This window comes from Olleya sp. HaHaR_3_96 (assembly GCF_019278545.1).
Classification (GTDB): domain Bacteria; phylum Bacteroidota; class Bacteroidia; order Flavobacteriales; family Flavobacteriaceae; genus Olleya.
On sequence record NZ_CP058987.1, the window covers coordinates 254,244 to 276,176 of the forward strand.

The 21,933-nt window shown below is 32.8% G+C and carries 16 protein-coding genes; 6 read left to right on the forward strand and 10 right to left on the reverse strand.

Features of this window, described 5'->3' with window-relative positions; genetic code table 11:
• Positions 1-20: 20 nt before the first annotated feature.
• The 3 genes from H0I26_RS01040 to H0I26_RS01050 are packed head-to-tail and all read left to right on the forward strand — an operon-like array spanning position 21 to position 5,835.
• Positions 21-3,110, forward strand: a complete 3,090-nt coding sequence (locus H0I26_RS01040; protein WP_218700640.1) for a hypothetical protein — start codon at positions 21-23, stop codon at positions 3,108-3,110.
• Positions 3,110-4,327, forward strand: a complete 1,218-nt coding sequence (locus H0I26_RS01045) for a hypothetical protein (RefSeq protein WP_218700641.1) — start codon at positions 3,110-3,112, stop codon at positions 4,325-4,327. The genes H0I26_RS01040 and H0I26_RS01045 overlap by 1 nt, the downstream gene beginning before the upstream one ends.
• Positions 4,321-5,835, forward strand: a complete 1,515-nt coding sequence (locus H0I26_RS01050; protein ID WP_218700642.1) for a glycoside hydrolase family 2 TIM barrel-domain containing protein — start codon at positions 4,321-4,323, stop codon at positions 5,833-5,835. The genes H0I26_RS01045 and H0I26_RS01050 overlap by 7 nt, the downstream gene beginning before the upstream one ends.
• Before the next feature lie 252 nt (positions 5,836-6,087).
• Here H0I26_RS01050 and H0I26_RS01055 read toward each other — a convergent pair whose 3' ends face one another.
• The 3 genes from H0I26_RS01055 to H0I26_RS01065 all read right to left on the reverse strand — a co-directional run bounded on the left by H0I26_RS01055 (position 6,088) and on the right by H0I26_RS01065 (position 9,294).
• Positions 6,088-7,284: a glycosyltransferase gene (locus H0I26_RS01055; protein ID WP_218700643.1), complete on the reverse strand. Its 1,197-nt coding sequence runs from the start codon at positions 7,282-7,284 to the stop codon at positions 6,088-6,090.
• A gap of 460 nt (positions 7,285-7,744) precedes the next feature.
• Positions 7,745-8,989, reverse strand: a complete 1,245-nt coding sequence (locus H0I26_RS01060; protein WP_101015427.1) for an oligosaccharide flippase family protein — start codon at positions 8,987-8,989, stop codon at positions 7,745-7,747.
• Positions 8,990-9,015: 26 nt separating this feature from the next.
• On the reverse strand, positions 9,016-9,294 hold the full coding sequence (locus H0I26_RS01065; protein WP_218700644.1) for an STAS domain-containing protein: 279 nt from the start codon (positions 9,292-9,294) through the stop codon (positions 9,016-9,018).
• A gap of 152 nt (positions 9,295-9,446) precedes the next feature.
• Between H0I26_RS01065 and H0I26_RS01070 the strand changes: the two genes are divergently transcribed.
• Positions 9,447-11,507 carry a tetratricopeptide repeat protein gene (locus H0I26_RS01070; protein WP_218700645.1) on the forward strand — a complete coding sequence of 687 codons (2,061 nt, stop codon included), beginning with the start codon at positions 9,447-9,449 and terminating at the stop codon, positions 11,505-11,507.
• 81 nt (positions 11,508-11,588) lie between these two features.
• Here the strand turns inward: H0I26_RS01070 and H0I26_RS01075 are convergent, their stop codons facing one another.
• From H0I26_RS01075 to H0I26_RS01100, 6 genes are all read right to left on the reverse strand, one after another.
• Positions 11,589-12,329: a thioredoxin family protein gene (locus H0I26_RS01075; protein ID WP_256935228.1), complete on the reverse strand. Its 741-nt coding sequence runs from the start codon at positions 12,327-12,329 to the stop codon at positions 11,589-11,591.
• 6 nt (positions 12,330-12,335) lie between these two features.
• Positions 12,336-12,875: a TlpA family protein disulfide reductase gene (locus H0I26_RS01080; RefSeq protein WP_256935229.1), complete on the reverse strand. Its 540-nt coding sequence runs from the start codon at positions 12,873-12,875 to the stop codon at positions 12,336-12,338.
• A 133-nt stretch (positions 12,876-13,008) separates the two neighbouring features.
• Positions 13,009-13,314, reverse strand: coding sequence for a hypothetical protein (locus H0I26_RS01085; RefSeq protein ID WP_218700646.1), 306 nt, complete (start codon positions 13,312-13,314; stop codon positions 13,009-13,011).
• A gap of 320 nt (positions 13,315-13,634) precedes the next feature.
• Complete coding sequence (locus tag H0I26_RS01090) at positions 13,635-14,210, reverse strand: hypothetical protein (RefSeq protein WP_218700647.1); 576 nt, start codon at positions 14,208-14,210, stop codon at positions 13,635-13,637.
• 197 nt (positions 14,211-14,407) lie between these two features.
• On the reverse strand, positions 14,408-15,388 hold the full coding sequence (locus H0I26_RS01095; protein ID WP_218700648.1) for an exo-alpha-sialidase: 981 nt from the start codon (positions 15,386-15,388) through the stop codon (positions 14,408-14,410).
• Positions 15,389-15,557: 169 nt separating this feature from the next.
• On the reverse strand, positions 15,558-16,841 hold the full coding sequence (locus tag H0I26_RS01100) for an APC family permease (protein ID WP_218700649.1): 1,284 nt from the start codon (positions 16,839-16,841) through the stop codon (positions 15,558-15,560).
• Between the two features lie 350 nt (positions 16,842-17,191).
• Here H0I26_RS01100 and H0I26_RS01105 point away from each other — a divergent pair, with 350 nt between their 5' ends.
• Positions 17,192-18,706, forward strand: coding sequence for a sensor histidine kinase (locus tag H0I26_RS01105; protein WP_218700650.1), 1,515 nt, complete (start codon positions 17,192-17,194; stop codon positions 18,704-18,706).
• Positions 18,693-19,097, forward strand: coding sequence for a response regulator (locus tag H0I26_RS01110; protein WP_218700651.1), 405 nt, complete (start codon positions 18,693-18,695; stop codon positions 19,095-19,097). The genes H0I26_RS01105 and H0I26_RS01110 overlap by 14 nt, the downstream gene beginning before the upstream one ends.
• 167 nt (positions 19,098-19,264) lie before the next feature.
• On the opposite strand, the gene H0I26_RS01115 is transcribed toward H0I26_RS01110, so the two are convergent.
• Entirely contained in the window at positions 19,265-21,868 is a 2,604-nt protein-coding gene (locus H0I26_RS01115; protein WP_218700652.1) for a T9SS type A sorting domain-containing protein, read from the reverse strand.
• Between the last annotated feature and the right edge of the window lie 65 nt (positions 21,869-21,933).

Consider the following 21,933-nt stretch of genomic DNA (forward strand, 5'->3'; position numbering starts at 1 on the left):
AATTACATAAAAAAAAACCATTGAAAGAAACCTCAAATAAATTCTTAATATCAGCGATTCTCTTAGGATTGGCATTTCATGGTAGTGCCATATTTTTTACTTTGGAAACCACCTATGATGCGTTGATACACTTGTTTTTTGCCGATCATTATGCCAATAGTTGGTTTGAACCTTGGAATTACGAATGGTATACAGGTTTTACCGTGCAAAGCTACCCACCTTTAGTACATCAGACCATAGGATTATTCTCTCTAGTTGGTGGTTTAAAATTCGGAATGTTTAGCGTCGCCTTAATTGCTATTGTACTATTTATTACTGGAGCCTATCGTTTTTCTTTAATGATGACCGGAAACAAAACGGTTGCAGGATACGCGACAGCTTTGGCTGTCTTTTCATCATCTTTTGTAGAAACCCTTCATATTTTTGGACAACTACCAAGTATTATTGGAGTTTCTGTATTAATGCATGCCTTGCCAGAAATCTATTTATGGTTAAAAACAGGTAAGCTATGGTACTTAGCGACCTCTTTATCTTTAATAGCCGTCACAGTAACTTCTCATCACGTCACGCCTATTTTTGGGATGATCTTTTTTATATTTCCACTTATAGGAATGGTAATTATGGACGTGTCCCGAGAGCAAGTCAGCACCATGAAAGAAGTGACCTTTAAAATATTTTTAAATAGCTTTTTTAAACTTTTTAAACGCATTGTTAGTTTTGGAATGTTGTCTTTAGTGCTAATTGTGGGCTGTATTTTCCCCTATTGGTTAAACTCTAAAGCCAACCCAATTACACAAGTCCCTATTCCGCATGGCTCTCGTGATAATTTTTTAGAAATCACATCGTCTGGATTAGTATTCTTTTTAATTCCTTGGGGCGTTCTATTGGTTGTATTACCTTATATTTTTTACAGATATTATAGTAAACGTTATTTGTTTTTTGGTTTATCCATAACCATTTGCACCATTTTAGGAACTGGAGGAACGACACCAGTGCCTTTAAAAATGCTAGGCGAAACTGCTTTTAATATTTTAACTTTAGATAGGTTTACGCTATGGGCCTCTATCCTATCCATCCCCATGTTAGGTGAATTTGCTTATCGTTTTGTGGAAGGCGATTTAAAGGCACTGATACAATCTAAATTTGGAGCCATTTACCATCGTATAATTGGCGGTATATTGGCAGGGTTATTTGTGTTTATGGTCATTTTTACTATGAGTTTAAACTATTTTAGGCCATCGCAACCACAGAAAATAAAGATGTTACCAATTGTGAATTTCTTAAATCAAGATGATCATGACAAATGGCGATTTTTAACTCTAGGTTTTGGTGATCAAATGGCTTGGCTTAGTGCACAAACGGATGCCATGACTGTCGACGGAAACTACCATTCTGCTAGACGATTACCAGAATTAACGACAAGACCAATCGAGCGTTTAGAGAATTCTAAATTCAAAGGTGTTGCCGGTATTGGCTCGTTACAGCAGTTTTTAACGACTCCTGAAAAATATAATCTTAAGTATATATTTTCCAACGATAAATTCTACGATCCCATTCTTTATTTCTGTGGCTGGCAACGCTTACGACAATTAGAAAATGGCATTATGGTTTGGGAACGACTCAATATCCCTCCAGTATCGGCCATTTTACCAAAAGAAGATGTTGCCAAGTGGGTTAAAATTATGTGGGGAATCATTCCTTTTTTAACCGTTTTAGTCGCTTTTGTATTAAACATACAAATGCTTTGGGTCAACATGCTAAAAACACGCATCAAACCATTACCAGATTTTTTAAAATATAAAACAACGTATACTAAATTTCCAAGACCTGTTTTATTCATCACTCATATTTGGTCAATTATATTGGCTATTGTATTATTTTATGGTATTTATTTATTCTACCTAAAAAATGATTCGCAACGCAGCCCAGAAAATGCGATCATAGCGTATTATGATGCTTTAGATTTTAAGGAATTTGAAAAAGCGCATAGTTTAATCGATCCTGACAACACATTACCTATTGCACAATATATGTTAGAGATTTCGGTCACCGACGGGCTACTAAGTAGTTATGCGAAAATGGATGCTATTGAAACCGAAATCACTAAACACAACGACAGCACTGTCTCTGCGAAAGTGACTAGCCAATGGATTACACCTTTAGAAAAAATTGAAAAAATTGATTATAAATCATTGTCAAGACGTAAAGGAAAATGGTACTTACAACCTGACGATTTAAATAATGACTTACCACCAGACCAACTGTATTCTGCTAATGCAACACAATACTTTAATCAAGGTCGTAGACGTATTACAACAGAACAGACGCATCATGAAGATATTTTAAAACAACCCGTTTTAGAAGTCATATCAGCCAAACTAGTACACTATGCTGGTAGTTATGCTATTATTGGAGAAGTCCAGAATATAGACAATGTCCCTGCAGATGTTATTTTAAAAGGCACCCTGTATAACGACGACAATAAACAACTAGCAACCTACAACGCTAAATACCATGTCAAACATAAACTAATGCCTAAGGAATCTAGTAGCTTCCGCATTAATTTTGAAGGCATTGCTTGGTCTAGAACACAAGATTCCATTCCTGACACCTTTAATCCTGATGAATTTACTCCTGTTGAATTTGAAGAACAACCGACAAAATTCAATTTGCAAGTTGCTGGTAATGTCTCTGGTTCTGATTTATATAAAAGCGTAGTCCTAAGCGATATAAATCTAACTAAAAAAACCATTAATGGGAATTTGTTTAATAGTGGCATCCAAGAAATTACAATACCTCAGCTATTAATTACGTATTATGATGAAAACAAAATAATGGTTTGGGTAGATCATTTATTTGTAAAAGAAGGTGTGAGACAGCAACGGAAACAAGATTTTGAGTACCAAATACTAAAAGACGGTAGTGTCAAAATTATTAACGACAGCATGAAAAACATTTTTATAAACGGGTTACCAAATGAAGATATTGCGAGTAAAATAGTACCTAACAGGATTAAAAACCATGGTGATGCGCAATTACAACAAATTGACCACCCAGATTTTAGTTATATTAAAATAGAGATTAACACATACATAGGAAGCCCAAATTAATGCAGCTTAAACACATATATTTAGCCCTTTTAAGTTTGATTTTATTATCATCCTCTGCTGTTGTGCAACAAAGTGACACTGTAAATGCAATTGTATTAACAAGCACACAAATCAATTACCAAGCTGGCAATACAATTGTATTAAAATTTACAACATCAGCAGCTGAAAAACCATTATTGTACTGCTCTAACAGTTACGGTTCGACCTTAGTATCTGCTACCTTAAAGAACAATACTTTACATTATAAAATACCTGAAAACATTACTAAAAAAAGAGGTATCAATACTTGGAAACTCTTAGACAAACACACCTCCCTTTCAGGGACTTTTACTATTCATCCAAATACAGAAGTAGCGAACATGGAAACCTATATTGGTCCTCCTAGCATTGAAGCTGGTGGAACGGATTATACAATGCTAGTTGTTATTCCTACAGACTCCTTAGACAATCCATTAGCCGAAAACACATTAATAAACGCAAAGCACCAATTTTTAGCTTCAGAAGAAAATGATGCTATTTTTACTAAATATTTAATTTCGCACAAAAATATAAACTCAAAAAAAGAAAGTGGGCGCATGCTTGTCTCTTCAGAGTGCTTAGGAATTAATTCTAAAGAATTTACGATAAACGTGACGGCTGCCATTCCTACAGATTTTAAAATTTCAGCTGCGCGACCCCATGATTATGCCGATGGAAACCAAGTAACAACGTTTTATACTTCGGTATTAAAAGACAAGCAAAACAATATTGTTAGTGATGGTACATTTGTTACCTTTTTTATCACGAATGAAAAGGGAAATATTTTAAAAACTACAGGAACAACTATTGAAGGAGTTGTACAAGCTAAAATGATACATCCTGATTATGCAGACCGTTGGAGTATTAAAGCTTATGTTGATGGCATGTCAGAAAGCAATACGATATCACTTAACTACAAACAAGTTATTAAAGACTTCGAGGTTGCTTTTACTTATAAAAATAGAGCAATAACTGTTGGCCCTTTGCAAAGTTTTATGAAGCAAATGATTCCGGATGGATTACATGTAACCCTTCAAATTTATAAAGACGGTTCACTTTTAGACACGATTATAAAAACATCATTTAATGGGTACGTCAATTTCAACTTAAAGCCAGCTATTTATGCTACTGGCCATTATAATTTCCGCATTAAAACCGCAGGAAAATCAAAAGAATTCAACACAATTAAACTATGGTAGGTCTTAATAAAAACATACTACGTACCATATTAATCATCTCATATATTATGATTGTAGCCTTAATTATTTCTGCTATTAGTGCGTTGTTTAGTTATCTAAATACGGGAGCCGATCGAAGTAAAATGCTACATACCGAAATTAGAAAAGTAGAACAATACATCCCTAAAGTAGTTTGGGAGCCTTTACAAAATGAAGGAAGAGCAATGGACAATCAGACGCTTAATGCTCTAGAAAATGATTATTTAGACGCTTGGTACGTCAAACAAGTGGCTTACAGAACCAATAAAACTGCCGGTATTAAAGATTATTATACAGACAGTGCTAGAAAAAACATCCTTGATTTTATCGCTTTAAATAAAACAGACACCGTCAGTATTGAAGCAACAACGCTAAACCATAAACCTACTTTAGAGTTTTTTAGTGAAGATGGACAATTAGCAGTGATTACAGATCGTGATGTTGTCGAATATAAACGTGTTTTTAAAAATGAAGCATTAGTTTTAGAAACTACAGAAACTTCCACCTATAAAATGGTGTTTTTATTAGAAGATGGTTTTTGGCGTATTAGACATTTAGTCAAAGAAATGAGTACTCCTTTTGTAGTTGAAGCAAACAAAATCAATACCGATAGCTTAACACTTAAAGGTATTAACTACTATCCAAAAGCAACACCTTGGAACATGTTTGGAGATGCTTTTTCTAAAGACACGATCAGCAATGATTTTAAAATAATAAAAGATGCTGGATTAAATTCTGTACGATTATTTGTGCAATATGATGATTTTGGCAAAGCAGAAGTCAACCCGTTAAAGTTGGAAAAACTAAAACAAACCTTAGATGCTGCAGAAGAGAACAACCTAAAAGTGGTCTTAACATTATTTGATTTTTATGGCGATTATTCCGTAATGAATTGGACATTAAACCAACATCATGCAAAAAAAATAGTCTCTACTTTTAAAGATCACAACGCTATTATGGCTTGGGATATCAAAAACGAACCCAACTTAGATTTTGATTCTAGAGGAGAAGACTTAGTAGTCTCTTGGTTAGACAATATGATAGATGCAGTAAAATCTGTTGACTCGATTCACCCTGTAACTATTGGATGGTCAAATACACAAAGTGCAACTATTTTAAAAGATAAAGTTGATTTCGTATCGTTTCATTACTATGAAGATTTAAGCGCATTAGACACAGCTATAAAAACCATGCGTAAAGACATTCCGAACAAAAAACTAGTGTTACAAGAATTTGGAATCTCCTCTTATTCTGGGTTTTGGAAACCTTTTGGCAGCTCTGAAGAAGATCAAGCTAATTATCACAAAAAAATCCAAGAAATCATCGCATCTAATAATCTGCAATTCATGTCTTGGACGCTATACGATTTTGTTGATGTGCCTAAGGCAGTTGTAGGTAGTCGACCTTGGCGTCGTAATACCCAAAAACATTTTGGGTTTATTGACAAAAACGGGGCAAAAAAGGCGTCATTTAAATACATTACGAATTAATGTAATGGGCATAACGCGTTGTCATTCAGAGCAATTTAAAAGAGTCTTAACTTAGAGTAGGTGTTAAAGTTTAAACAGGATCTTCCATCATTAGCAATGCTAAATACCAGAAATTAAAATATACTTTTTAGTTTCAGTAGCGCCTGAATGACATACAGTAAGCGTATTAATGCTTGGGGCAAAAAAGGCTTCATTTATTTATTTTATTCGATAGTAGTAGGTTCTATCACAATAGCTTTTCTAATAGTGCTATTAACTATTATTTTTTTGTTTTTTTTTGATGATCGCATTAAATGTATTCAAATACATATCAGCAATCTTTTCCATTGGGTAGGCAGTTGCTGCTTCATAATTTGCTTGCCCTAAAGCTATTCTGTGTGTATCATTAGTAACTATAGCTTCAATTGCTGTCGCTAAACTCTCCACAGATGTTGGTTCAAAAAATTCACCTTGATACCCTTCATCTTTTACTAATAAAGCAAGGTCTCCTAAATCGGGCATAACCACTGCTTTTCCATAACTTCCTGCCTGGTGCAATACACCTGAGCTTCCAGTTGTAGAAGTATATGGAAATACAACTACTGCACTTTCCTGAAACAAGGTTGGCACCTCATGCTCTTCTACATAACCCGTAAAACGCACTTGTGGAACATGCTTATAGTCGTCTTGTACTTTTGCTAAATAACCAGGCACATTTGGGTTGTCCATTCCTGCAATGACAACTTCAAGGTCTAGCCCTGTGGATGCTCTTACTTTCTCAACCGCTTCAATCATAGATTCCACTTTTTTATAAGTTCCAAACTTCCCAAAAGTCATCACTTGCAGAGGCCCTTCAGGCAAGCTATATTTTGGTTTTTCTTCAGAAATTTCAAATGTTCCGTGCGGAATTAAAACCACATTATTTACTTTATATTTTTTTTCTAAAATAGCAACATATTTTTGCATCGTTACCGCAACCGTATCTGCTTGTAAAATTAATCGCGTTAAACTAGTCCCTATAAACCCATAGGCTTTTTGCATGATTTTATTAGACGTAAATCCTGCGGATCCTAAATCTACTTCTTCCAATATATTATGTAATAACACGATATTAGGTATCTTTTTCAACTTACAAACCAACGGTAACATTAACCCTAAAGCTGCCGCAATTTTTTTGTCCCCAAACTTCATAAATTGTAAGTTGAACAATACAGCATCTGGTTTTGTGCTATTAATCGCTTTAGTCACATTTATAATATTTGTGTAGCTATTAAATGCCCAACATTCTTTTACTGTAATTTTACAACCCTTTTCTGTAAACGCAATATCTTTTGCACCCTCTGTTTTGTCTGTTAGTAAAACTATTTCAGTAACATTGTCTTTTTGTCTAAAATGTTTTACTAAATGATAAGCATACTCATTTAAGGTGACTTTACTTGGAGGATACGCGGTTACGATGGCTAGTTTCATGCGGACTTTATTATTACTTATTGATTAAATCTTGCTACATTCAGTTAAATAAAAACTTTTAAATTCTGAATGCTTTATTTTATGAGTTTTAATATATTGTTTCTTAATTACACTACAAATTTGCGTTATTAAAGTCATTAACAGTGATGAGTTTAGATAGTTTACCAGTTACTGTAGACGAATGGTAATAAAGTATAGATTTCCATTTATCAAAACGCTAATCACACTGTTATTCAATATAGTAAACTTTTTTCATCATATACAAACCTTGTACAAAAAATCACTTAAGTTAGCCATCTTTACTATATGGATTCTTCGCGCCGCTCTGAATGACAAACCAATCAAAGAATCAATTACACTGGTATAATCTGAGTCTTCATCAACCAGAAAAAGTTGTAGTTTTAAACCACAACATTTTTCCTTGTTTATTTATATAAGACTAATTAATATAAATTTATTTTTATTTTTTGAATTTAGAATCAAACATAAAAAAGAGCACTTGTATTACTAACAATAAAACCATTGCTATAATTTGCATATGCACTACTTGTTCTAAACTTTCATGAAAAAAGACAACTAATCCCATTTGAAGCGTTCCAAAAACACCTGAAATAACGACAGGAATATATCTGTCCAACGATAAATAATAGTAAGCAAATATGTTAGAAATAGCAAACAAGCCAGTAGCCAGAGCGTATTTCCATAATAAAGGTGCCATTGCTAAATAACTATCACCAAATAATAGTGTTATGGCTGTTCTAGGAAATAACGCACAACCAATAACAATTGTCGTTGCTATTGCTGCAATATAACCTACGTATTTAAATAATATTGGCGCTGTTGCTTTACCTTCCTTTTTAAGCTGAACCACTGTTGGCAGTAACAACATGACAAACATCCAAGCTACAAAATATACTATACGACCAATCAAAGCTAATGAAGCATATAATCCTGCGTCGTAAGAGTCAAAGTAATGTTTAACCAATAAGATATCACTATTGTTAATTATTATCTGTGTTAGCTCGTAAAATGCCGTTATTACAAAAAAGCTTTTGACTTGTTTGGATTGACTAGCTTCAATTGCAATAGTCTTTTTAAAATTTAAATTTTTGAATTTAAAAGGCACTAAACCAAAACCAAAAGAAATTAAAATCCCAACTGCAATAACTACAGAAGATTGCATATCAAATAAAAAGATTAAACCTAAAGTAATTACTAATCGGCTTAACATTTCGGCTTGATAAGTAATGGATAATGATTTAAATTCTTTTTTACCCTGAAACACCCCTCTATTCACACTCATTAAAAAATAGATTGGCACTCCAATTCCAAATATGGTAAACATTGCAGAAGACGAAGTATTAAATACCGATTGTAACTGTTTGGCAAAAACAATAATTAAAGCACCAAAGCCTAAACCAACAACCGTTGCGTTTTTATAAATTGTAGCCACAAAATTGGTAAACGTTTCATTTTCAAAAATCACAGAAAATTTAGCCGTTACTAATTGAAACGTCATCGCCACAAAAGATAACACCAACAAAAAAGTAATTAATACTGCGGCATCTGCAAATTGAGCAGGACCTAAAACACGTCCTAGAATAAGATTGTACAAATAATTCCCTCCATTGACTGCTAAAACACTTAGCATAAACACTTGTTCTGGAGTTACTTTTTTGGTTTTTAAAAGAGTTAAAATAGACATCTTATAGGTTGGTTTAGGGTTACTAATTAAGCTACTTTAGGATACTGAAATGCTTCGTAGATTACTTCACTTCTATTTCCTTCTACAAAAAACATCATGTTATTTTTTACGCCATTAACATACATTGCTTTTAATATTTGCATTGCAGAGTCGTCAATATCTTTTACCTTATCGATATTTAAAGTTACATTTTTAAAAGCATTTAAAATAAAATTAAAATGAGATTTAAAATTATTTACTGTTTCAGTATTTAATGTTCCTTCTAAAGTAATTGTATTATCTTGTTGTGTAATTCTAAGTGCCATAAGTGTTATATTTAAATTATTATTGTCTGATTTCTGATACAAAGATGCAACACAACTCCCTCAAATTCAGATGTATTTCGACGAGTGAACCATTGGTGTAGATGAATGAATGGATATGAATGACTAACTTGCAAGTGAATTAAAACATGAACATGAAACTCAAATTTCTCACCCTACTTACCCTACTATTAACTGTTGCTTTTAGTCATGCTCAAGATATGCAAGAAGGCTTTACCTATTTAGAAACGGGCAAGTACGCTAAAGCGGAAACATTTTTCAGTACGATATTAAAAGAGTATCCAGACAATAAGACTGCTAGGCTATGTTATGGTCGTGCTATTGGCTTAAACGGAAAACCAGAAGACGCCAACACCCTTTTTATAAATCTATTAGCAGACTACCCAACGGATTTTGAGGTGAAATTAAATTATGGCGAATCGTTATTATGGACTAGTAATTTTCCAAAAGCAAAAACCTACTTTAAAAGTTTAATAGACGAAGACCCAAAAAGTTTTCCAGCATTATTAAGTTATGCCAATACCTTATCCAATTTAAAGGAATATGAAGCGGCCCTAAAATATGTCGATAAAGCTTTAGACGTTTTACCAGGAAATCCAAATGCATTAACCTCCAAAAAATACATGTATTTAGGCTATGCTTATCAAAAGCAACAAGCACAACAGTATGATGAAGCAGAAGTATTACTTAAAAAAAACCTAGCATTGTTTAATAACGACAAAGACACCTTATTAAACTTAGCTAACTTATATTTAATTGCAAACAGATTGGACGATGCCCAAGCAACCTATGTTATTTTAGCTGAAAACCCTGAAAATAAAATTACTGCATTAAACGGTTCTGCTTTAGTATCTCACTTAAACGGAAAAGAAAAAGAAGCTTTACAATTAAGTCAACAAGCTTATGATAGTTTAGAGGCTGATACAGATCCAACAGTAACGCAACAAACCACAGAACGTTATGCACAAGCTTTAATTTGGAATAAAAAATATAAAACTGCAGATACGCTTATCGCGAAATTAATCGAAACTAAACCTAATGATAATTGGGTTTTAGCTTTACGTGCTACTCTCAATATTTATAAAAGTGATTTTAAAAAGAGTGTTATGGACTATGACCAAATTTTGGTTAATGATAGTACATCGTTTGATGGTAACTTAGGAAATGCAAACGCTTTAAAAGCTTTAGGAAAATATGATGCCGCTTATACCTCTGCAGAAAACACCTTAAAATTTTACGACAACCAAAAGGATGCATCCAATTTTATAAAAAACCTCAACACAACCTTTACACCAACTTACGAAGGAAAAACATCATACACCTTTGATAATGGAGACAACGAAGCTTTTGCTTTTAATAATAATTTAGAGTTTCCGTTTTCAACAAAATTTAAACTTTTAGGAAGTTATAACTACAGAAGCACCAATAACCCAGTGACTAATAATGAAGCGACATCACATGACGTTAACTTTGGGCTTTCTTATCAGCTACTTCCAAACGTAACCTTTAAAGGTACTGCCGGACTAACCTCTGCAAAGGCAACCACTAATGATTACACACAATTATTAACAGATCTATCCTTTAATATTAAACCTTTTAAATTACAAGATTTAACTGTTGGTTACAAACGTGAATTACAAAGTTTTAATGCCGAGTTATTAGATCGTGAAATTGTACAGAATAACTTTTATGCCAACTACAGCTTAAACACCAATTTTAATGTCGGTTGGTTTACACAATACTTTTATACCAGTCAGAGTGATGACAATGCAAGAAACCTTTTATTCACCTCATTATATTATAACATTTTACCAAAACCATCACTTAAAGCAGGTATCAACTACCAATACATTACTTTTAAAAATCAAGTCCCAACCATTTATTTTTCTCCTGAAACCTTTAATGCTGCTGAAGTATTTGCAAACATTATTAAAGATGAAGCCATTACAAAACCTAAAGAATGGTTTTACGAGTTAACGGCTGCCACAGGATTACAATATATAGATGACGACAGTAGCCAAAGCACCTACAGGATACAAGGAAAATTAGGTTACAAATTCTCGGAACGTTGCTTAGCTAACCTATTTACAACACGTAGTAATATTGCCTCCGCCACTGCTGCAGGATTTACGTTTAACGAAATTGGTTTGCGCTTTAAATGGCTTTTATTTGAAAAGCCTGTTTTTAGAGACTAAATCTAATAACGCTTAAAATAAAACATAAAAAAACACAAGCATTACGCTTGTGTTTTTAGTATAAAGGATAGTGCTATTAAATTATCCTCTACTTGCTTTTACTGGACATCCTATTGCCTTTGTTAAAGTAACTGCTGGTTTTTCTCCAGCTTCTAATGCTTTAATCGCCTCTTCAACATATTTAACTTTTACATCCTCAGGTGATTTAGAATTATCATCAATTGCACCAATATATTGGACTTTACGATCTTTATCCAATACAAATACGTGCGGTGTTCTTACGGCTCCGTATTGTGGATATATTTTTTGTCCTTCATCAACTAAGTATACAAACGGAAATCCTTTTTCTTTAGCTCTAGCTTGCATTGCTGCATAACCTTCTTTTTCGTTTTCAGGGCTATTTGGATTGATTGCTATTACAGCATACCCTTGTGGTGCGTATGTATTGTGTAATGCTATTAAACGGTCTTCATATAGTTTTGCAAAAGGACACTCGTTACAAGTAAAGGTTACAATATACCCTTTAGCATCTTTTATACTTGCTAAAGACACCATTGCGCCATCTACATTTTTAAGATTAAAATCCGTTGCAACGTCTCCAATGTTATACCCTCCAATTTCTTCTAACGTTTTAGTTTGCTCTGGACTACCGCCTTTTGGTGGCCCTTTTCTATCACCCTCATGATGCTTATCGTCCGGTCCATGTTTATGATCTCCATGCTCTAAAGCGGTGTCATTTTTATGATCTCCTTTGTCCTTACAAGACACTAGTACAATTGCACACAATGCAATCATAGATAATACTGCAGTTATTCTTTTCATCTTAAATTAGTTATTAATTGTATTATTTATTTCAGTTTCTAAATCAGTTTCACTTTCAAACGAGCGCTCAAAAAACGCACGCTTTGTATTATTAAAAACAATGGTATACGGTATGGCTCCCGACCAATTAGGATCTATTTTATTTATCCAGGTATTAGCATCGGGGTCATCTAAAATCACGACTTTATTAGTAATATTTTTTTGCTTTAAAAAGGGCTTTAGTTTGGTCTCAATATCTTTAGGAAAATCCATACTAACCAATAACACCTCAACCTCAGGATGTTTATCTGCATAAGTTTTTATATATGGTAGTTCTTTAACGCAAGGGGCGCACCACATAGCCCAGAAATTAACAATGTAAGTTTTGTTATGCTCTGTATATAACAAAGGTTCTAACTGGTCAAAATTGTAAACAGGAATAGTATCGTTATTTGCAATAACTACAGCATTACTTTTAGTATTGTTGCAGCTTACAACTAAGCAGAACACAACCAACATCATAAGTGATCGTTGCCAGTTTTGTTTTAAAAAGAATGTTTTTTCCAAAATTAAGATAGGATTAAAAACATTAGACTTTTTAAATCCAGGAAGGTTTAATTTGGGGTACTAGTTTTATTTTGTACTGAAAAGATTTAAGTTTAAACTGTCTATCATTAGAGAATAATATAAACCTCTCTATTTACCAAGAAATAAAATACGTTTTTGAAGGATAACCATGAGTGTTTTGTGATTCTCGTATTTCAACCTTAAATCCTTTTGAAATTAAATACAACGGGGATTCAAGCATATTGTGAGTAGCTTGACCTCCAGTACTAGAAAAATATATTCTTTTGTGATTTCTCCTTAAATCAGAAAGAATATCAGAACCATCAAGTTCTTTATCTACAAAATCAAACATAACAAAGTTATCACCTCCTTTTGCTACTTTGATTATTTTATCGTTAAATTTTTCATACTCCTTTTTAAACAAATAATTGTTTTTCAAAAAACAATCTGAATTACGTGCCTTTTGTGTAATTTTCTTACTTCTTCAATATTTAAATCCATAATTTATAAAAAAATATAATCTATTTGAAACGACTAAAGAACTTCAGTTTTATAATTCATTACTTATTTCTAAACCTATTTTTGATTCGTTTAATTTTCTTAAACAAAGATATTCTATAAGTTTTAAACCTTTAGGTTTATTAATTTCCAAATCAAAATACAATGGCTTCAAACCATTCAGGCATTATAATCTTGATATTGTATTTTAGTAAGGAAACTCGAAGTTGTAAAAAAAAGACATAAATAACTGATTTTATTTTAACTTATTAAACCTTGGTAATTTTTCATAACCGTAGTTACAATCTCCTTTGAAACAGTTTCACTTATTACTCCTCCAGCAACCATTTCACTAATTCTACCAATAAATAATTGACTCCAATGTTTTTTATTAAGGAAATAATATTCTTTTAATTCTTGAAATTCATCGTACAAGTCCGTATAAGTAAGTTCTTGGCCAAGTTTTATTTCACTTAAGTCTTCAATTATTTTGGTCAAACTTTCATTAGTTAGTTTTCTTTCAAGAATTGTGAATTCTGTAGAATCTAATTTTTCTATTATTCCTTCTTTTTCATTTTGAACAAAGAAGAGAGTATTTTCATAATTCGAATTGATACTGCATTTCAATCGATCATTTTTATACTCACAACTTTCTAAATGCTTGTCATATCCTAATTTCAATCGTTTAAGGATTACATCTATAAATTCAAGTTTATGCGAATTCTTTCTATATTCATCTAATTCTATTCTTAATCCTTGAACAAAATCCTTATGATCATCTCTGTCACTAAAATTATATTCATAAAAAGTTTCTGCTTGATTTTGTATTAAGTTCATGATTTATCATTTTTTATAATATACTTAAAAATAGAAAGTTGACGTCTTAAAAAAAAAAAAAAGATGAAACAACAAAATCACTACTATTTTCAGCATACATGCTTTTAGTCTATTTTCAATTCATTTCATTAGAATTACACCAATCCTGTCATTAAGAGCACAGCGAATACTCTCGACTAATAAAAACAATAATTATCTTACAACCCTAACTCTAATGCGTCTAATCCAATGGCGTAAATATTAGCTGTTCCGTTTTGAGCTCTATTAGCAAATGCTTTTAATTCTTTTACTGTGTTTATTTTAGATGAATCAACGACAAATCTTTCACTTGTAAAATAAAAATTGTTTCGGTTAACATCCACAAAAGGACAAAAATCTAACTTTTCGGAATTAATGTCTTTTCCCATGTTCTTAGATGGACTCCAATGACCACTCTTATCTTTTACACTATAATATAAATCGCCACCACCAAAACCATCTGCCCTTCCGTAAGAACTAAATATCAATACATTTTCTTCAGGAGTAACATAAGCATTAAACTCATAATGCTTTGTATTTATAGTACTATCTAAAACGGTTGCTTTTTGATAAACGCCATTGACTTTTTTGGACATAAAAATATCTTCTTTACCAATTCCTTCTACTTTAGTTGCTGTAAAATAAAGATTCCCATTATTGCTAACAGAAGGATAAAATTCGTCTTCCTCTGTATTGATAGTCGTATTTAACGCTTTTGGTTGTCCCCATTGACCATCTGTTTTAGTACTGTACCAAATATTATAATCTTTACGTGTACTATCCTTGTCTATTGGTCTATTGGATGCAAAAAACAAGGTATTGCCTTGGTCTGCATAAAACGGTTCGATATCTTGATAAGTACCCGAAAAATAAACTAATTCTGGATCACTCCAAACTCCATCTACTTTATCAAGTTGCACTAAACTCCTTCTTTGCTGTTTGTAATCGCCTAAAGTATAGATTAATTGATTCCCATCAGGCGAAATAGCAAGATCACGCTCGTATAATCCAGTAGAAACAACACCATCTCCAAATAGCGCAACACTATTTGTGGTTACTTCTAAATTTAATGTGACTGCCTGTTCTGTTTTAGTGTCTTTGCAACTTAAATTAATTAAAGCTATAACCAAAACTAATAATGGCGTGTATTTTAATCTCATGGGTTATAATTTAGAAGAGTTATTGTTAGACGCCTAAAGATACTACTAAAATCAAATCTAGAATTACGGTATTCCAAATGCGCTATGCTTAATTAAAAAAAACACTAAAGCCTCAACGACAAGTCGATTATTATCATTAGGTGCACAGCTAACCATCTCTAATTAACAATTACTTTTTAAAGCCAACAGTTTTATACACCCACTCCATTACAAAGCAAAACAAAATAATACCTAAAGCGACTAAAACACCAGTGACATTAGTTTCAAACTGCTGAACAATAAGCGTACAAAAAGCCAATAAACACAAAATACTAGCTATTAAATGAATGCTTTTTTTAGACTCTAATTCTTGATACTTTTTAAAACCGATATAGTTAACTAGACAAAAAATCAACAAAAAGCCAGCACTTCCGGCTGTCGAAATACTTTCAAGATTAAAGACATTAACCAATATAATGGATAAGATGGCAGTTATTAAATAACCAATAGGTTTGCCCCAAAAAATATGGCAAAAATAACGCGGTAATTCTTGATCTTCGGCAATGTCATAATTGACACGTCCACTTCCTAAAATGGTTGCATTAATAGCCGAAAAGGTAGATATTAGTGCCGTAATGGTAATAATAGTAAATCCGACTTGCCCCAAAGTAGGTGCCGCAGCCTGTGCTAAAACATAGTCTTTAGCACTTGCTATTTTATCAAAAGGTAAAGACCCAACGGTAACTATGGCAATCAAAATATACAAAACAACCACAAAACCGACTGCTCCAAAATAGGCCTTTTCGGTATTTTTTTCGCGGTCTTTTAAGTCTGAAATAGAGTTGGCTATCAGCTCAAAACCTTCATAAGCTACAAAAATTACCATTCCTCCAGAGAGTAATAAAAAAGGACTTTCCCAATTGCTGGGCTGTAATTGATGTAAATTTTCTGGGTGTAAGGAAAATCCATAAAACCCAATCCCAATGAAGGCTACTAATATCAACAATTTTACAATAACTGCAACAGACTCTATACGACCAACCAGGCTGACACTTAAATAATTAATAGCCAAGGCTATTATAATTATAGACGTTTGACAAATACGTACGTCGATAGCCTTGTCTCCTGTAATCAAAAACAACTCGGCAGCATAAGATCCAAATGCCGAAGCGTATAAAGCTAACATCACAATATAACTTATCCAAAGTAAATTGTTTATTCCTCCGGCAAACACCCCATTTCCAAATTGTTGATCCACAAACCTAACGGTCCCTCCGTTTTCTGGAAATTTTCTAGACAATTTAGCATAAGAATAAGCCGTTAACAAGGCGATAATACCTGCAAATAAAAAAGCGACTGGCGTACCTCCTTTTGCCAACGACACAGCCAATCCAAGAACGGCAAAAATACCACCACCAACCATACCTCCGATACCAATGGAAATAGCATCTTTTAATGTTATTTGTTTACTCATTAATTTTGTGTTTAAAACATAAAGGTAATCATAATAAAAAAAGCACTTTCAAGCCTGTTTTTCATGAAACAACAACGAAAATCAGTAACAATAAGTTGCAAACCGAACAACTTTTGTTTTTGGCAATAAAACACAACATTAACATTATAAAACACTGACAAACTACCGATTCACTTTTAAAACTAAACGATGAACAGAATAAAAAATAACAAAAATTATGTTTTTTAGCTGACAATTACACTTTTAATCTATACTAAATATTATATTTGTAATCAACCAGTTATATTTTCGCTAAAATCAATCAAACCAACACTTTAAAGCCCTAACTTTTTAGTAATACCCCCCTAACCATGAAAGAACTTTACAAACAGTTATTTCAAAAACACAAGACCGAAGACAACACCACATTAACTTACATGGATTCTCTACAAAGAGACATTGCTATCGGGTCTTGGGAAGTCAACCTTCAAGACAACACTGTTACTTGGAGTGCTATGACAAAAACCATTCATGAGGTAGAACAAGATTATCAACCGGACACCAAAGAAGGTATTAATTTTTTTTTAGAAGGCTACAACCGCGACTTAATCAATCTATTATTTACTAGTGCGGTTAATAATCAAGAACCATATGACCGAGAGTTTCAATTAAAAACAGCAAAAAACAATATCAAATGGGTCCGCATTGTCGCTTATCCTGTAATAGAAAATAATGTCACCCGCAAAGTCATTGGCGTTTTACAAGATATTACCGAAAAAAACAATACGCTTAACGAACTGAAATTAAAAGAAGAACTAATACGTACTACTTTTGAACATGCTCCAAACGCCATGGCTTTAGTTAGTTTGTCAGGTAGAATAATAACATTAAACAAAAGTTTTTGTGATTACTTAGGATATACAAAAGAAGAGCTTATTGGCGTTAAAATAAATAAACTGTCTCACCCAGACGATATAGATCTTATTCCTGCCAATATTAAAAAACTGATCGATGGGGAGTCCGATAAATTTCAATGTGAAAAACGCTATATCAAAAAAGAGGGGTCGTTTATAAATTGCATATTATCTATATCTATATTAAGAGACGAAAAGAACCAACCTGTTCATTTTATATCACATCTGATAGACATATCAGAACGTAAAGTGGCTTACAAAAAAGTAGAAACACTATTAGCCACAACAAAAAACCAAAATGAAAAGTTGTTAAATTTCGCCCATATTGTATCTCATAATTTACGATCGCATGCTGGTAACCTAGAAATGTTATTAGATATAATGAAAACCGACATGCCTGAATGTACAGAAAACGAGTTTTTTCCTTTAATACAAGAGGCTGTCAATAATCTAAGTGAAACTATTTGTAATTTAAATGAAGTCTCAATAATAAATTCTAAAAAACAAAAAAACTTAAAAAGCATCAATTTATTAAAATGCACCAATACTGCTTTAGCCAATTTTAAAGCAAAAATTATTGATACAAATGCTAAAATAAATTTGTCTATCGACAGTGCATTAAACGTTTTAGCAATTCCGGCCTACCTAGATAGTATTTTATTAAACCTAATATCTAATAGCATTAAATACAAAAGGCTAGACGTCCATCCTGTAATTACTATAACTGCGGAAAAAATCGAAGGTTATATAAAAATCACCGTTGCAGATAATGGGCTTGGTATTAATTTGGATCTTCATAAAAATAAAATTTTCGGACTATACAAAACCTTTCATAAACATAAAGAAGCAAGAGGCTTAGGTCTTTATATTACAAAAAATCAAATTGAAGCCATGCAGGGTACAATTGAAGTGGCAAGTAAAATAAATCAGGGCACAACCTTTACAATACTCTTAAAAGATGACACATATTAATTCCACTTGCTTAATTGACGATGATCACATCTTTATTTATGCAGTAAAAAGAATACTTAAAACATCTCAGCTATGTGACGATTTTACCGTTTTTAATAATGGAGAAGATGCTATAAAGGGATTAAAAAAAGCAGTAACCGAAAAACAACATATTCCTGATTTAATCTTGTTAGATATTAACATGCCTATCATGGATGGTTGGCAATTTTTAGATGAATTTAGAAAACTAAAAACTTCAAAAAAAATCACACTTTACATTGTCAGCTCTTCTGTGGATCCCGCTGATCTTAATAAAGCTAAAGAATACGAACAAATAACAGACTTTATAGTAAAACCGATAACAAGAAGCAACCTTATAAAAACGCTGGAACAAATAGATATTGACCAATAACATTTTGCAACCAACATTGTATACGAACCGATTCTTATTCAACTTGGTTTTCTAAACAAAAAAGGGGCAAAAGATTGCGCTTTCACCCCCTGTAGGGAACCAATTGTAAAATGCTATTATTAGTTCTTAGGTTCCCACACCATCAATCAAAAACTATAAAGAAAGCCCTATTTAACTAGTAACTTTAAGGGATTATAGTGCATTTGTGTACTTGACAATTTACAGATGTATAATCCTGTACTTAAATTTTGTTTTTCTAATGCAATCTGATTTTTTCCAGGCTGCGCTGTTACAGTTGTATTATATACCATCTTACCTAACTGGTTATAAATTGTTAACTGTACTGTTTCTGTATTATTTACCGTAAAATGCAGATTTGCAGTATCAACCATTGGATTTGGATAAATCGCCAGACTATTTGTATTAGCTTCAAAATTGGTAGTAGACAAGCTACTTTTATTAGAAAAGCGCACATTTTGCAAATTCATTTCTTTAGTCGTTGTTATACCGTCTTCACTTACAATAGTAAACACAATTGTTACAATATCATTAGCATCGAACTCTGCTCCTAATGTTGATGCAAAATCTACGAATGGTATCTCAACCTCTTCAAAATCGTCTGTCAAAGCAATAGTTGTCTTGTATTGCTCTTCCCAATTAGTGATACTTTGTTTAACTAAAGTAATTTCTAGGTTACCAGTTCCTTTTGCTTGCAAATTAAAACTATCATAAGCTGTTAAATCCACAGCCTTAAAACGTGGTGTCAGCGCTCTGTAAGCTGCAAAATAAGTACTTGTTGTTGCATTAAGTATTACGTTTCTTTCTACTGGAAAGTCTTGCTCATCAAAGGCAATTGTATTTTCTGTAACCTCATATGTATTAACGATTGTGCTCCCTTCAGAATCATCTACGCCCCAAGGACCATCAGACATAAATAAATCATCTGGTGTATTTAAACCATCACCAATCCTAAACCCTACATCAAATAAATGTCCTGTTTGCACCGTTATATCTGTAATATAATTTTCATCTAAATCCAAGTTAGAAGATGTGTAATCAAAAGCACTAGTTTCAGTAACTCTAAATCCAGAATCAAAAGTTACAGCATTAGTTGCATTAGTATTTATAATTTGAAGGTCTAATGCACCATTATTGTACTTCCCTTTTCTCACAAATACGGTTGGCGGTGTTGACAATTGATAATCAGAAATTGTTTTTTCTGTATCCAATAGGTTTAACACTTCTTGAGCTAAACTATACAGATCATCCATCGAATCTGACCATATTTGAAAATTATAAAACGTTACGTTTTCTTCATATAAGTCTAAATTCCAATGTGATTCTATTGCGAAATTAGCGTCATTATTTTCCACCTTGGCTGCTAAGCTTAATACATATTCAAAACTACCATCAGCATTTTTTATAATTGATTTAATAAATGCTTGGTCATTAATATCCATAGTTGATACTGAAATCAACTCTGCACCTAATAATCTGTCGCAAATATATTTAGTGTGCTCATACACTCCGTTTTCAGTTTTCAAAGCTAACACTGATGCTATTGAAGCGCCATTCTGCATGTAATCTACAGAGTAAACCTCAGTTGCATTTGTAATATTTAATAAATCTAATGGTGTTGAGTCGATTGCATAATCCTCATTAATAATTGTTAACGGTACAAAATCTTGCAATTGAAAACTATTGTTTGCTGTCCTGTATGCTGTATTACCTGTATCTCTTGAGACACGTTTTGCTGTTTTCTGATCAAACTTATAACTGTTCTTAGCACGATTAAAATTACGCTTGCTAATCGCTTCCGATAGCCTTCCATTACTTTCTAATCCGCCATCATTAGCTGTTGTAGGCGCTGCAATAACGGCACAACTTCCAAAACCAGAACAAGAAGGATCCTCACAATCAATTAAACCATCGCCGTCATCATCAATTCCATTATCACAAATCTCTTGTAACACAGGAGCTGTTGGACAACGCGCACCATCATTACTAGCACTTGAAGGTCCAAAGGCAAATAAATTAGAATCCATAGATGAGGTTGCAGTTACATCTTGTACATTTTGAATCGCATAAATAGTTCCTGTTTGGTTTGCTGACACATAAAAACGTCCGTCTGCATCAAAATAAACAGCACCATAAGTATAATTTAATCCTGATAAAATTGGCACTTCACCCAATGACTGAACCACACTGGTTATTGGGTCAATACGGTATAAAATATTCGAATTTTTTTCTACTGCATATAAATTTCCATCTACTGCATTAAAAGCCCAATCATGGATGCTAATATTTTGAGAGAGGTTTTCTGTAGACAAATACTGTGTGTATGTTGGTGAGTCTGGATTTAAATCAACTTTAAAGTAGCTTGTTCCTCCAGCTTTAAAATAATAAATTCCCTCTGGACTAATATCTCCAACATATTTATTACCTGATGATAATTCTGGAATAGTAAATGAAGTCGTTTGAAAATCGTCCCCTATTCTTACAATTGTTTGAGAAGGCGAACTTAAATAGCCCCAAATATAACCATCAGCAGCATTATAAGCTGTTGCATTTATATTACCTGGAGTAACATCACTTGCCACTAAATAAGAATTACCAGACGCCAAATCGATCGCATACACATCATTGTACTGAAATAAGTACGCATTAACATCACAGTTAAATGGCGTGTCTTGTGCTTGACTTGAAAAACTAAAAAGTAATACCGTAAGTAAGGCTATTCGATTTTTTAAATAATGTAGTTTTGTTGCCATGGGATGGGGTTTTTAATTACAAGACAAATTTACTTTAGAAATGAGTCTTAAATTGAATTTTTCGA